Source organism: Lonepinella sp. BR2474 (assembly GCF_051851555.1).
In the GTDB taxonomy this organism is placed as follows: Bacteria; Pseudomonadota; Gammaproteobacteria; order Enterobacterales; family Pasteurellaceae; genus Lonepinella.
Genome location: NZ_JBPDVH010000007.1, coordinates 108,726 through 121,739, shown reverse-complemented (window position 1 = coordinate 121,739; position 13,014 = coordinate 108,726). Strand labels below are relative to the sequence as shown.

At 41.6% G+C, this 13,014-nt stretch carries 14 protein-coding genes; 13 read left to right on the top strand and 1 reads right to left on the bottom strand.

Annotated elements, in window-relative coordinates:
- The 12 genes from ACTG7Q_RS09145 to ACTG7Q_RS09090 all read left to right on the top strand — a co-directional run.
- Positions 1-621, top strand: a 621-nt coding sequence (locus ACTG7Q_RS09145; RefSeq protein ID WP_439243067.1) for a hypothetical protein, incomplete at its 5' end; no start/stop codon positions are given.
- An 11-nt stretch (positions 622-632) separates the two neighbouring features.
- The gene (locus ACTG7Q_RS09140; RefSeq protein WP_439243065.1) at positions 633-1,211 is read left to right on the top strand and encodes a hypothetical protein; all 579 of its coding nucleotides are present in this window, start codon (positions 633-635) and stop codon (positions 1,209-1,211) included.
- Positions 1,212-1,403: 192 nt separating this feature from the next.
- Complete coding sequence (locus ACTG7Q_RS09135) at positions 1,404-2,069, top strand: hypothetical protein (RefSeq protein WP_439243064.1); 666 nt, start codon at positions 1,404-1,406, stop codon at positions 2,067-2,069.
- Between the two features lie 162 nt (positions 2,070-2,231).
- Positions 2,232-2,903 carry a trimeric intracellular cation channel family protein gene (locus ACTG7Q_RS09130; RefSeq protein ID WP_439243079.1) on the top strand — a complete coding sequence of 224 codons (672 nt, stop codon included), beginning with the start codon at positions 2,232-2,234 and terminating at the stop codon, positions 2,901-2,903.
- A gap of 8 nt (positions 2,904-2,911) precedes the next feature.
- The gene (gene rimI, locus ACTG7Q_RS09125) at positions 2,912-3,370 is read left to right on the top strand and encodes a ribosomal protein S18-alanine N-acetyltransferase (protein ID WP_439243062.1); all 459 of its coding nucleotides are present in this window, start codon (positions 2,912-2,914) and stop codon (positions 3,368-3,370) included.
- 18 nt (positions 3,371-3,388) lie between these two features.
- Positions 3,389-4,180 carry a hypothetical protein gene (locus ACTG7Q_RS09120; protein ID WP_439243060.1) on the top strand — a complete coding sequence of 264 codons (792 nt, stop codon included), beginning with the start codon at positions 3,389-3,391 and terminating at the stop codon, positions 4,178-4,180.
- A gap of 12 nt (positions 4,181-4,192) precedes the next feature.
- Entirely contained in the window at positions 4,193-6,916 is a 2,724-nt protein-coding gene (locus ACTG7Q_RS09115; RefSeq protein WP_439243058.1) for a YdbH family protein, read from the top strand.
- 98 nt (positions 6,917-7,014) lie between these two features.
- Positions 7,015-7,197, top strand: coding sequence for a YnbE family lipoprotein (locus ACTG7Q_RS09110; RefSeq protein WP_439243077.1), 183 nt, complete (start codon positions 7,015-7,017; stop codon positions 7,195-7,197).
- An 8-nt stretch (positions 7,198-7,205) separates the two neighbouring features.
- Positions 7,206-7,661, top strand: a complete 456-nt coding sequence (gene nrdR, locus ACTG7Q_RS09105) for a transcriptional regulator NrdR (RefSeq protein WP_439243056.1) — start codon at positions 7,206-7,208, stop codon at positions 7,659-7,661.
- On the top strand, positions 7,661-8,788 hold the full coding sequence (gene ribD / locus ACTG7Q_RS09100) for a bifunctional diaminohydroxyphosphoribosylaminopyrimidine deaminase/5-amino-6-(5-phosphoribosylamino)uracil reductase RibD (protein WP_439243054.1): 1,128 nt from the start codon (positions 7,661-7,663) through the stop codon (positions 8,786-8,788). The genes nrdR and ribD overlap by 1 nt, the downstream gene beginning before the upstream one ends.
- Before the next feature lie 10 nt (positions 8,789-8,798).
- On the top strand, positions 8,799-9,842 hold the full coding sequence (gene degS / locus ACTG7Q_RS09095; protein WP_439243052.1) for an outer membrane-stress sensor serine endopeptidase DegS: 1,044 nt from the start codon (positions 8,799-8,801) through the stop codon (positions 9,840-9,842).
- Between the two features lie 16 nt (positions 9,843-9,858).
- Positions 9,859-11,436, top strand: coding sequence for a peptide ABC transporter substrate-binding protein (locus tag ACTG7Q_RS09090; RefSeq protein ID WP_439243050.1), 1,578 nt, complete (start codon positions 9,859-9,861; stop codon positions 11,434-11,436).
- On the opposite strand, the gene ACTG7Q_RS09085 is transcribed toward ACTG7Q_RS09090, so the two are convergent.
- The gene (locus tag ACTG7Q_RS09085; protein WP_439243048.1) at positions 11,414-12,343 is read right to left on the bottom strand and encodes an AEC family transporter; all 930 of its coding nucleotides are present in this window, start codon (positions 12,341-12,343) and stop codon (positions 11,414-11,416) included. The two genes, ACTG7Q_RS09090 and ACTG7Q_RS09085, sit on opposite strands and share 23 nt — an antisense overlap.
- 139 nt (positions 12,344-12,482) lie before the next feature.
- Between ACTG7Q_RS09085 and ACTG7Q_RS09080 the strand changes: the two genes are divergently transcribed.
- Positions 12,483-12,935 (top strand): DUF441 domain-containing protein, encoded by a 453-nt coding sequence (locus ACTG7Q_RS09080; protein WP_439243046.1) that lies wholly within the window; start codon positions 12,483-12,485, stop codon positions 12,933-12,935.
- Positions 12,936-13,014: the final 79 nt, after the last annotated feature.

The following is a 13,014-nucleotide window of genomic DNA, read 5'->3' as shown; positions in this document are numbered from 1 at the left end:
CTGCCAGATTATGAAACCTTTGAAAAATTTGCCAGTACAAATAATGGTGCTGAATTTAAACGTTATTTTGATCAAAAATACCCTAAAAATGAGAATTTTTATGGGCTTAATTTTAAATCTGATGTAAGTGTGGTCAAAAAAGCCTTTCCAGTTGGAATCGATATGTATGATGATCCTGAAGGTTTGGATTTGCTTAGTTATTTCAGAGGTAAGGTTTATTTGGTTGGAGATAAGTATAATGCTTTAAAAAAAGAAACTACATTAGGCTTTGAATTCAGATTAGCATATCTAGATTTTACTCGATATAACTTTTATAAAGTGTTTGGGTTAGATCCAAATGATATTAATATTGAAAAAATAAATATATGTAAACAACATCCAGGAAGTATTCATTGGGAAGAAAGTGGGCAATATAAATTAACACTAAAATCTGGAAAAGTATTATATTTATTTTACTCAGGTGGTTATGAACCAGGTAATCATGACTATACTGTATTAACTATTTATAAAAATAAACAGAGTTGTAAAACATTCGGATTTCCACAAGGTAAACTTGATAAAAATGCACTTCAAGACTTTGAACGCACTGGCCCAATGAAAAATAAAATGTACGAAGAATAGGAATTTTATCTATGAAAAAACTTATATTATTACTTCTACTATTAACTGGCTGTGTACCATTACAGGCAGAAAATTCAACCTTAAGTAGCAAGAAAATGCCTAACTATGTCGCCTATGAAACCTTTGCAAAGGCGAATAGTGCTGATTTTAGACATTATTTTGAGCAACAATATGCACCAATACAAAGCAAAACGAAAGGCAATTTTGCTTGGACGGCACTTTCCTATGATGATTTACAAGGAAATAAAATGGCTGCGCCAGTGCTGATTGTGGGGTTTAATAAAGCCTATAATTTTGTCACTCAAAAACAATTTTATAATTTGTTGCAGCTAAATAAAAATGAGGCTAAGGTTGATATATCAGGTAACTATTGTTACAGCGGTGAAAGTAAAGCCACGCCTTATAGATTGACGTTGAAAACAGGTGATATTTTACATGTGATGATTTATGTTTATTACGATGTAGAGGAGCCATCTACGAAAGAAACATGGTTTGTTTTTTCTAAGCAACAACTGAATTGTGATTTTTTTAACATACAGGGTGTAGAAAATCATACGAAAAAAGAATTACAACGTTTTGAGAAAAATTAGTTGGTTTGAGTTATGATAAAAAAGAGCATAATGCTCTTTTTTATGGCTAGCAAAAAAACACAAACAATGGTATGCGCTGAGACACTTTACCATGTTTCAAAAAAGAGAGGATTTTCAAGAACCATAATCATTTCACTTGTGATTAATATAACAAGTGGATAAAATCAGCATTATTACCCATAGGAATGACATATGAAAAAACGTACGCTATTATTTATCTTGCCTATTTTATCCGCCTGTTTTTCGAAACTAAGTATGGCGGCTGAACCTGCACTGATGCCAGATTATGCCACCTATGAAAAGTTGGCCGCCAGTAAAAGTAAGGCGGAATTCAAGCAGTATTTTGAACAAAAATATCCCCCATTGGCGGCGGATGGAACAAATTTGCGATTAGATGCAAAGGATGTTAAAAGTTCAGATTTACTTAGTTATAATGAGGATGGTGAAAAAAAACTTTTGTATTATTTAACTCTTTGGGGGGAAGTTTGGGATAAAACGCCTGTAGCAAATAAATCATTTAAATCTCCAAATCTTGTTCTAGAATTCAAATCGACTTTTGGACAGGGGAGTTATGTAACACGTAGCCAACTTTATAAAATCTTAGGGTTAGAACCAAGTGATGTTAAAATTAACATGCTTAATCAACGTTGTAGTATTGAATCTTTAGGCCGTCAGTATCAGTTAACCCTAAAAAATGGGAAAAAATTAAATATGTTAGAGCTTTTTTATTGGGCAGGGCGTGGCGTGCATGTACAGGAGTTGTTAATTTTTTCTCCACAACCTATTCGCTGTGAACTAACTGGTTATAAAACATATTTTGAAATAGAAAAAGAAATTCTTAAAAATTTTGACAAATAGAACTTAACGCATATTAATGGTCATAAAATATTTTGTTTATGGCCATTTTTTCTTTCATTAAATGCTCTCTTTATTTTGTCATCTATACCTATGGCCAGAACATTGCCATTCCCAAAAAACTACGCTAAAATCAACCGCACTTTTTATCAACAATCAAAACCTATGTTACTTTCCATTCTTTATATCATTGGTATTACCGCCGAGGCCATTACGGGGGCATTAGCCGCAGGGCGAGAAAAAATGGATATTTTTGGGGTGATTATTATCGCCTCCATGACCGCCATTGGTGGTGGGTCCGTGCGAGATGTGTTGTTAGGGCATTATCCGCTAGGTTGGGTGAAACACCCCGAATATTTTATTATTGTGGCTACGGCGGCGGTGTTAACCGTGTTTATTGCGCCCTTTATTAATCATTTTATGCGCTATTTTCGTACCATTTTCTTAGTGCTTGACGCCGTTGGGTTGATCGTGTTTTCCATTATTGGCGCACAAATTGCCTTGGATATGGGCCATGGCTATATTATTGCCACTATCGCCGCCATTATCACGGGCGCATTCGGTGGCGTGTTGCGTGATTTATTATGTAACCGTATTCCGCTGGTGTTTCAAAAAGAACTCTATGCCAGTGTGGCCTTATTGGCGACCTGTATTTACATTGCTTTGCATGAACTGGGTATTCAGCATGATATTGTGGTGATCATCACTTTACTCAGTGGCTTTATTATCCGTTTATTGGCGATCCGTTTTGAATGGGGGTTGCCGGTGTTTGATTATCAAGAACAAGAAATTGAGAAGAAAACCGACGTGGATCGCTTGCCGAACAAACGTCAATAAGGAACGCTATGTCAAGTCATATCCGCATTGAATGGATTGAACCTCAGGATTTTGAACGCCTCTTTGAGATTGAACAGGCGGCGCACTTAGTGCCTTGGTCCATGGGCACCTTGAAAAATAATCAGGGTGAGCGTTATCATAATCTTAAAATTAGCGTTAATCAGCAGATTGTCGGGTTTGCCATTAGTCAAATCGTGGTGGATGAGGCGACATTATTTAATATTGCCATTGATCCCGCTTTTCAAGGGCAAAAATTAGGCTTTCAATTACTGCATCAATTACTGGTGCAATTACAACAAAAAGGCATTAAAACCCTTTGGTTGGAAGTGCGAGAAAGTAACCATAACGCCCAAAAATTGTATGAACAATGTGGCTTTAATGAAGTCTGTGTGCGCCGAGATTACTACCCAACACCAGAGGGCAAGCGTGAAAATGCGCTGGTGATGGCCGCTTATTTATCATTTTAAACATTGATTGGATTGATTATGTTAGAAGAAACCCCTTTAAAACGCACCGCACTTTTCTCCCTCATGCCGATTTTATTGGCGTGCATTCCCGAAAGTTACGTAATTATATTTCAACAACGTGCGTTGCCATTGAGCTTTTTAGCGGCACAACTGTTGTGTTTTGTGGTGTTTCTCAAAGGGGAAATATGTCCCGGTCAACGTGGGCGGTTAATGGTTGCGCAGGGCTTTTTTGCTTTGTATTGGGTGATTATCGGCATAATCGGGTTGTTAAATGATACCCGCCCGTTAACCACGTTAGCGCTCTGTTTTTGTGGGGCATTGATGGTTATCATTGCCTTAAAACAACCGACACAAGAGGAGGATCGCCGTGATACGTGGTTATTGGCGGGGGGAATGATTGGGCTGATTGCTATCGTTCTCTATGTGCTGTTAATGGTTGAGAATCGCGCCCCCTATTTGATTTATAGCCCCTTTGCCCAACTATTTATTGGGGTGGTGCTGGCCAATTTAGCCTTGGTGATTTCACGTAACCGCTTGCAAGGTTTGATCGCTTTATTGCCATTGATTATGGCGGTGTTGTTGGTACTGAATATCCTGTCGGTATTACTTTTTATGGCATGGAATCCAAGTGCGGTGCGTTTTGCCAATGATTTTGCCGTTGTCCTTTATTTTTTATCGCACTTGGCACTGATGGGAATTTTAGCGGTGACGATTTTCAGAAAAATAAAACTCAATTATCCTGCGTTAATGCTATTATTGTTTATTGCCAGTTTTTTACCGATTTGGGCCATGTTAGCGTACTTCATATAGAGAAGAAAGCAGATGGTTAAAAAATGTCTTGTTTCTGTTTCGGTGACGTTACTCGCAGTGGTGGCAATCAGCTTATTTGCCTTGTCACCGAGCCATATCGAGCAACTGGCGAATCATTTTCTCGGACAAGATATTTCCATTAGAATCGGTGAAAAAAATACGCTCTCCACCAAAGGGGCGGAACTGCATAGCTTTACGCTGAATCTCAATCAGCCCGTGGCTTGTCCGTTAGTCCAATTAGAAAATGTTCAAGCCCATTGGTGGGATAAACGCGCGTTACAGGCGGAAAAGGCTATCCTTGATTATGCTTGTTTTCAACAGATACCGAGTGCAGAGGACGCCACAAAAACAGAATTTAATTTAACCGCACTTTTGGCCAGTTTGCCTGATGTGAGCGTAGAAATTGCGGATTTACAGGTGATTAATGCGGAGGCCATCAGTTCGCCTGCGCTGCAACAATTATTGCAAAGTCAATTAAGCGCCGCTTTGTCTTATCAAGATCAACAACTCCATTTACAAGCGACGGGCAAAACGCCAGAGCGTGAGCTGATTCAACTCAATGCAACCTTAGCCGAACAGCAAGTGAGTGGCCATTTAACCTATCAACCCCAAGCGGATCAGCAACATCAAGCAGATTTTCAATTTGCCTTATCACAAAATATATTGGATATTCCCGAACAGGGGAAATTCAATTTACATTGGCAACGCCCCGATTTAGCCTTAACGCAGGCGGATTTATCCTTGCAATGGCAAGATCGGCAAGGCACCTTGGTTTTGCAAGATGTGGAACATCAACAGCCAATTTTAAATGTGCCGTTTAAGGTGGAAAAAGACCGATTTCAGATTGAAAAAAGCCAGTTTTATTGGGATATTTCGGCATTGGAACAGCCTTTGCAAGGGGTGCTAAATTTAACCTTACGAAAACCAGAAGAAGATTGGTTTCCGATCAATATGGACGTACGGTTGAGTTTGTTTTCTTCTGGTGAGGCTGGCAAAGGCAATATTGTGATTTATGGTACCCAAGGTACGATTAACAAAGACAGTCTTAATCTTCCTTTGGAGGCCCATGGCAACGTGAAATACGGTCAATCCATTGCTTATGTCGACACGGCGTTTGATGTGCGAGGCAATCAAGAGGATATGATTGCCCTATTCAAAGAAAAATCCACCTTACGGGTGAATTGGAAAGAACCTAATGCCAATATGACGGTGAGAATACCTATGACAGATGTGATTATTGGCAAGTATGGCGTAGGGGGAAGATTACAAGCCTTTTTACAAGGCCACACCGCCCAATTTTCGGATATTGATTTACATTTAGACGGTCAAGCCAATCAATTTGTGGCGGGGATTACGTCTTTATTCGCCTTGCGTACAGATGATTTTCAACGCAATGGGGTGATCTTGAAAAGCAGTGATAGCAACTGGTGGAAATGGAATTTTAACGGCAAAGCGAACGTGAAAGCACTGAAAAGCCCGATTACTGTAAGCGGAAAAGGCGCATGGCAATCGGATCATGTGGAAATCCAACAATTACAAGCCCATTTGGGGAAATTTTATACCTCAGGAATCCGTGTTCCCAAGGTTGAAATGCGCTTAAAAGACACCTTGCATTGGTATTATGAAGAAGATAAATTACAAGGCTTACTGCAAGCCAGCATTCCCGACATTGGTTTAGATTACGGCGGGCATTTTGTCAAACCGGTGTTGGAGTTAGGCATTGATGGCAAAGCGCTCAAAGATTTTAATTTAGCCGGCAATATGACCGCAGGGGGATTAGGCCCGATAAAATTATTTGCCCATTATCGCCATGATGAATTAGTGGGGCGAATATATTGGTTAGAACAATCGGCGAAAGTGTTCCAAACCTTATTCCCGCAGAATTGGGAATGGGAAATTTTAAATGGCACGATCAAAGGACAAACCGATTTTGATGTCAGCACCGAACGGGGTTTACAAATGGGTGGCCATTTTTCCATTCGACAAGCGGAGGTGGCGTTTCCTGATGGTGAATTGCGAGGCATTGAATTTGCGTTGCCTTATCGTTACCTCAATAGTCGCATAGAATTGGTGAAAAATCCCGTGCAAGTGTCGGTCAATTACCTGAAATCAGGTGTGTTAGTGGCTGAAAATCTGCGTGTGAAAGTGCAAGGTTATTACCCTTATTCGGCACAACGCCCGCTGACATTGAGTGAATTAAAATTTAATTTACTCGGTGGCGAAATGAGCGTCAATAAATTTGCTTTACCGCAACAAACAATCGCCAATGTACAGCTATATAATATTGATTTATCGCAAGCCTTAACCATGGCAGAATATACCCAAGTGGGCCTGTCGGGGCGGGTGAATGCGACGCTCCCATTTTGGTTGGAAAATGAGCATTGTATTATTTGTGATGGCGAAATCACCAAAACGGACGAGCAAGATGTGAACTTAACATTGGGGCCAGAACTGATCACAGGGCTAAAATCCGGTGGGTTAACCGAGGGGATTTTAGCGGATGTGGTGAGTAATATGAATTTGCAAAAGTTAACTGCCAATGTCAATTTAACGCCCAATGGCATGTTGACATTAGCCTCACATATTCAAGGTTATAATCCGACGAAACGCAATAAACATCCCATTACCTTGAATTATAATCATCAAGAAAATGTCCATGAATTATGGGATATGATAAATTATGGTTCCACCTTTGAACAGAATTTAGAATATCAACTCTATCAAAAAAGAAAATAATCTCTTGCCTTGAAACCTCAACAGCCCTCACCTTGAGGTGTAGGATTTCCCCTCAGGCTGTGTTAAACTTAAGCCATGCGCAACAGGGTTTTTGAATGATGAAAAAATACATAAAATTGACACCGCACTTTCTGGCCGTCAGTCTATTGCTGACTGGCTGTACGCCTACCGTACAGTTGGAAACGCCGAAAGAGGGGATTACCATTAATATGAATGTGGTGGTGGATCATAAAATTAATGTAGAAATGGATAAAGAAACGAAGCAAGTATTAGAAAAATAAGGAATGTTATGTATTGTCCGTTTTGTTCTGCCGAAGAAACGAAAGTGATTGATAGCCGTTTGGTGGCCGAGGGGTTTCAGGTTCGCCGACGTCGTGAATGTATACAATGTCACGAGCGTTTCACTACCTTTGAGACCGCTGAATTAATTGTACCAAGAGTGATCAAAAAGGACGATTCTCGAGAACCTTTTGATGAGTTGAAACTCCGTCAGAGTATTCAGCATGCGGTGGGGAAACGCCCCGTCAGCGAAGATGATGTAGAGAAAGCGGTGAGCCATATTATTCACCAATTACAAGCGACAGGCGAGCGAGAAGTGCCGAGTAAATTAGTGGGTAATTTAGTCATGGATGAATTAAAAAAATTAGATAAAGTGGCCTATATTCGGTTTGCCTCGGTGTATTTAAGTTTTGAAGATATTAATGAATTTTCCAAAGAAATCGATAAAATTAAGGACTTTACTTGATGACATTTAGCCCACAAGATCACCAGTTTATGCAACTTGCGTTAGATTTAGCCGAACGTGGCCGGTTTACTACTTTGCCAAATCCCTCGGTGGGTTGTGTGTTGGTCAAACGGGGAAAAATTGTCGGGCAAGGTTTTCATTTCAAAGCGGGCGAACCGCATGCTGAAGTCATGGCATTACGCCAAGCGGGCGAACAAGCTAAACATGCGACGGCTTACGTGACCTTGGAGCCTTGTTCCCATTATGGACGCACACCGCCTTGTGCCAAAGGCTTAATTGAGGCAGGTGTGAGCAAAGTGATTGCGGCCATGTTAGATCCGAATCCGCAAGTGGCTGGCCGTGGTTTGCAGATGTTGCAACAGGCAGGCATTGAAACGGCGGTGGGATTATTGCAAGAAAAAGCCGAAAGGTTAAACCAAGGCTTTTTGCACCGTATGCGAACGGGCTTGCCTTTTGTACAATTAAAATTGGCCATGAGTTTGGATGGTCGCACGGCTATGGCGAATGGTGAGAGCAAATGGATTACCGGCGAGTTAGCCCGTGCTGACGTGCAACAAGAACGGGCAAAAGCCTCGGCAATTTTATCTACCGCCGCCACGGTGCTAGCGGACGATCCGAGCTTAAATGTCCGTTGGGCGCAGTTACCGCCAGCCATTCAGCAAGAATACGCAATTGAAAATGTTCGCCAACCGGTGCGTATTATTTGGGATTTTCAGCACCGAGTGTTGCCGAGCCATCAGCTTTTTAACACAGATTCGCCGGTGTGGTTGGTCAGTGATAAAGCCCGTGATTTAGCAGATTTCCCTGATTTCTGCCAACATATTCAGCTAAAAATTAACGAAAATCAGACCGCACTTTCTGCCTTAATGCAAGCCTTAGGGGAACGCCAAATCAACAGCTTATGGGTAGAATGTGGGGCCACTTTTGCGGGTGCCTTAATTGAGCAGAATGTAGTCAATGAATTGTTGGTGTATATTGCGCCTAAATTACTCGGCGATCAAGCCAGAGGCTTGTGCAAATTGCCGCATGTTCAGCAACTGGCGCAAGCCCCGCAATGGCAATTACAATCTGTTGAACAGCTAGGCGAAGATTTAAAAACCTGTTACTACCGCAAACAGCAAAAATAGAGAGACTGTTATGATAAAAAAATTATTACAATCCGCATTGATTGGCTTGGTTTGTGCAGGCTTAATTCTCTTTGTGATCCCGCAATTTACCGGTGGCACGGGGTTAAAATTAACCAGTGACGTGATGTCTTTTAAAGAGGCTGTACGCATTGCCTCGCCGGCGGTGGTGAATGTGTATAATCAAACCTTTACCAGCAATTCCAATTTAGATGCGGGGAAAGTGTCAACCCATAATTTAGGATCGGGTGTGATTATGAGCAAAGACGGTTATATTCTCACCAATAAACACGTGATTCAACGTGCGGATCAAATTATTGTTGCTTTACAAGACGGACGGGTGTTTGAGGCCAATTTAATTGGTTCGGATAGTTTAACTGACTTGGCGGTGTTAAAAATTCGAGCAGAAAAATTGGCGACTATACCGCAGAATGCCAAGCGTCAAGTGCATGTGGGGGATGTAGCGCTCGCCATTGGTAATCCTTATAATCTCGGTCAAAGCGTGTCGCAAGGGATCATCAGCGCCACCGGCCGAAATGCCGTCGGCGAAACCGTCGGTCGGCAGAATTTTATTCAAACAGACGCCTCCATTAATCGAGGCAATTCGGGTGGCGCCTTGATCAACTCCTTGGGCGAGTTAGTGGGCATTAGCACCTTAAGTATCGGCAAAGACGCCACGGAAATTGCCGAGGGCTTGAGCTTTGCCATCCCCATTGAAATTGCCAATGATGTGATGAAAAAGATTATCCGTGATGGCCGAGTGATCCGAGGTTATTTTGGCGTACAAAGTAATATTTTGTTTAGTAACGGTCAAAATGATGAAAACAGTTCGGGGATTTTAATTGAAAATGTGGTACCAAATGGGCCTGCCTCAAAAGCGGGTATTCAAGCGGGCGATGTGATGTTGAAATTTAATGATAAAGTGGCCAATTCGCCCGATCAGGTAATGCAAGTGATCAGCAATACCAAGCCAAACACACAAGTCAAGGTGGTGATTTCACGTTTAGGGCGCATTTTTGAATTGCCTGTCACCATTGAAGAATATCCGGCGAATTAGCGGATAAAGCGCAACTATGCACAATAAAATCATCGTAATAAACGCTGTTAAGGTGGCCATGTTGGCGATCTTTAGCCTCATTTGTCTGTCAGCCTGTGAGCCTAATGCTGTTCCTGAAAAAACGCAAAGCGTTGCCAGCCCCACCGATAATGTGGCGTATCAATCGGATGTGTTAGTCCGAGGTGTGTATGGGCCGTTTATGTTACAGCCTGAACAGATTCAACAGCCAGAACAAACCGCCCTATTACGTGATTTATTCGAGGGCTTAGTGATTTATGATCCGCAGGGTAATATTATTGCAGGTGTCGCAGAAAGCTGGAAAAGTGCGGATCAAAAAACATGGATTTTTACCTTGCGTAAACAGGCCAAATGGTCCAATGGCGACCCCGTGACGGCACAAGATTTTGTGCAAAGTTGGCAACAATTAGCGGGTTCGGCAAATCCGCAAAAGCAATTTTTACGCTACATGAATATGCAAAATGCCGCTGCCGTACTGGCGCAATCTATGCCTGTACAGCAACTCGGCGTACAAGCCCTTGATGACAGCACCTTGCAAATTCGTTTAGATAAACCCACCCCTTATTTGCCGAAGATGTTGGCGCATGTGGCCTTGTTACCTCAATATCAAGGAGCGACGCCAACGACCACTAACATAATTTCCAATGGCGCTTATGTGCTTGCGGAACAAGGCAAAAATCAACTTCGTTTACAGCAAAATCCGAGCTATTGGCAAGCCAATGACCGTGCATTTGGTCAAGTGATCTACCAACAGATCACGCCTGACATGTCGCCATCACGCTTGGATATTATTCAAAATAGCCAACAGGGGACAGATCACATCAGCTACTTCCCGCAACTTTGTACTTATTTTTACGAATTTAATTTCCGTGATCCTCTGTTGCAGAAAAAAGCGGTACGCAATGCTTTATCGGCCATGATTCCAAGTAATATCGTGCCGTCACAACCTTTTATGTTGCCGAATGGAATCAGTTATTTACCCGATAATATGCAATTTGAACAAGAACGAGATTTTGAGCCGACGGTGGTGGAACAACAATTACAGCATGCGGGGATCACCGAAAGTCAACCCTTAATGTTACGGCTCGCCTATGATAACCATGGTTTACATGCTCAAATTGCAGAACATTTAATTCGTGTGTGGTCGCAGTCGGATTTAATTCGTATTCAAGCGGATCCGGTTTCCTATCAAACGCTACTTGAAAAACATGCTCAAGGTGATTTTCAGCTTATTCGTTCAGGTTGGTGTGCGGATTATAATGATCCCTCTGCTTTTTTATCCTTATTACATTCCCAAAGTGCGGATAATAAAATGGGATTTTCTGATCCCGAGATGGATCACCTGTTAGAAAAAGCCTTGTCGGCCAAGATTTCTGAACAAGAACGCACCGCACTTTATCGCAAGGCGATTGCTCGTTCTCAGCAAGAATATGTGGTAATGCCGATTTTTCAATATGCCATGCCAGTGCGAATTGCCCCCAGTGTGGCGGGCTACGATCTCACCAATCCCACGAGCGTGATTTATAGCAAAGATCTTTATCGCTTAAACTTGCCTAAATCAACTGATACAAAGTAATAATTAACGGCATGGTGATGACGCATAACATGGTTGTCACCCCATAAATGGCACTGGATTTTTGCGCATCTTTGCCATGTAACACCGCAATTTGTGTGACGGTCGCCGCCGCAGGGCTAATGGTGGCGAGAAAACTGATTAACGCAATGGTTTCGCCATGTTCTGCCAAGCTAGAAAAATGGCCGAATTTAATCACGAGCATTAAGCAAAGTGGGATAAAAATTAAGCGTAAAAAAGTGACTAAATAAATCCGTTTTGACGACAAAATACTGCGTAACGGAATACCTGCAATTAACATACCTGCAATCAACATGGCATTCGGACCAATAAAAGTCCCGATGGAAGATAAGGTGCCAACAACAATAGCGGGCAATTTAATCTGAAAAGCAAACAAGGTTGCCCCCACAATAATTGACCAAATATTGATATTCTTCACAATTCTTTTCAAGGAGAAAGATTTTTCTCCACAAATTAAACCACGGCAATGGGTCCAAAATAACACCGTCTGTACCACGATAAAACAGGTGGCATAAATCACCCATTCATCACCAAACATAGACATCACGAGCGGAATAATCAAATTACCTGAATTAGAATAAATGGCCGCCGCATGTTCCACGCCATCAAGTTTAAAGATTTTTTTCAGCATCACGCCCATGATAATTAAGAGAATGTGCAACAAAATTGCCATGGAAACGGAAAGCAATAAACCACGCAACAATTCAGGGCTGTAATCAATTTGGAACGCTTTGAGCATGACGGCAGGGCTAATGATATACACCCCGACAACAGAGAGTGGAAAGGTATCTTTCGGTTGCAATAATTTTGACTTCACTAAACCGTAACCTAATAACACAATAAGGGTAAGTTCGGTGATTTTACTGGCTAAAATTAAGGCAATGTCCATGTGATTTTCTCGTTGAATGTGTGACGTTTTATACTAACGATTTTTTCGCTAAATGGAAATAAAAAAGCGAGGCAAAAGGGAGAATTTGTTATAATAGTAAAAATTTTTCAAAAAAAGACCGCACTTTCAAGGATTAATTATGTCATTACAATTTAATGCTATCGCTCTGTTACTGGTCGTACTCATTTTACTCGGTGTACTTAGTAATAACAGCTCGATTACCATTTCCGCCACCGTTTTATTGTTAATGCAACAAACTTTTTTGAGCAAATACATCCCCTTTGTAGAAAAGAATGGTTTAACGATCGGCATTATTATTTTAACCATTGGCGTACTCAGCCCGATAGTGTCAGGCAAAGTGCAACTGCCAGAATTGAAATCCTTATTTGAGTGGAAAATGCTAATTGCGTTGGCCGTGGGAGCGTTGGTCGCATGGCTCGGTGGGCGAGGCGTCAGTTTAATGGGAACCCAACCGATTCTACTCACTGGCTTATTGATTGGCACCGTGCTTGGCGTAGCATTTCTCGGCGGTATTCCTGTCGGCCCATTGATTGCAGCAGGGATTTTATCCTTATTGATTGGGGGAAAATAAGCTGTGAAACCAAATCAAACCAAATCAAATAGAACCCCACTAACGCCGTTACAAAAAACCTTATTTCACCAACTCAAAG

Bases quoted from the DNA above. Each gene is read 5' to 3' on its own strand.
- ACTG7Q_RS09140 (WP_439243065.1), top strand. From the start codon at position 633: ATGAAAAAACTTATATTATTACTTCTACTATTAACTGGCTGTGTACCA.
- ACTG7Q_RS09135 (WP_439243064.1), top strand. From the start codon at position 1,404: ATGAAAAAACGTACGCTATTATTTATCTTGCCTATTTTATCCGCCTGT.
- ACTG7Q_RS09130 (WP_439243079.1), top strand. From the start codon at position 2,232: ATGTTACTTTCCATTCTTTATATCATTGGTATTACCGCCGAGGCCATT.
- rimI (WP_439243062.1), top strand. From the start codon at position 2,912: ATGTCAAGTCATATCCGCATTGAATGGATTGAACCTCAGGATTTTGAA.
- ACTG7Q_RS09120 (WP_439243060.1), top strand. From the start codon at position 3,389: ATGTTAGAAGAAACCCCTTTAAAACGCACCGCACTTTTCTCCCTCATG.
- ACTG7Q_RS09115 (WP_439243058.1), top strand. From the start codon at position 4,193: ATGGTTAAAAAATGTCTTGTTTCTGTTTCGGTGACGTTACTCGCAGTG.
- ACTG7Q_RS09110 (WP_439243077.1), top strand. From the start codon at position 7,015: ATGAAAAAATACATAAAATTGACACCGCACTTTCTGGCCGTCAGTCTA.
- nrdR (WP_439243056.1), top strand. From the start codon at position 7,206: ATGTATTGTCCGTTTTGTTCTGCCGAAGAAACGAAAGTGATTGATAGC.
- ribD (WP_439243054.1), top strand. From the start codon at position 7,661: ATGACATTTAGCCCACAAGATCACCAGTTTATGCAACTTGCGTTAGAT.
- degS (WP_439243052.1), top strand. From the start codon at position 8,799: ATGATAAAAAAATTATTACAATCCGCATTGATTGGCTTGGTTTGTGCA.
- ACTG7Q_RS09090 (WP_439243050.1), top strand. From the start codon at position 9,859: ATGCACAATAAAATCATCGTAATAAACGCTGTTAAGGTGGCCATGTTG.
- ACTG7Q_RS09085 (WP_439243048.1), bottom strand. From the start codon at position 12,343: ATGGACATTGCCTTAATTTTAGCCAGTAAAATCACCGAACTTACCCTT.
- ACTG7Q_RS09080 (WP_439243046.1), top strand. From the start codon at position 12,483: ATGTCATTACAATTTAATGCTATCGCTCTGTTACTGGTCGTACTCATT.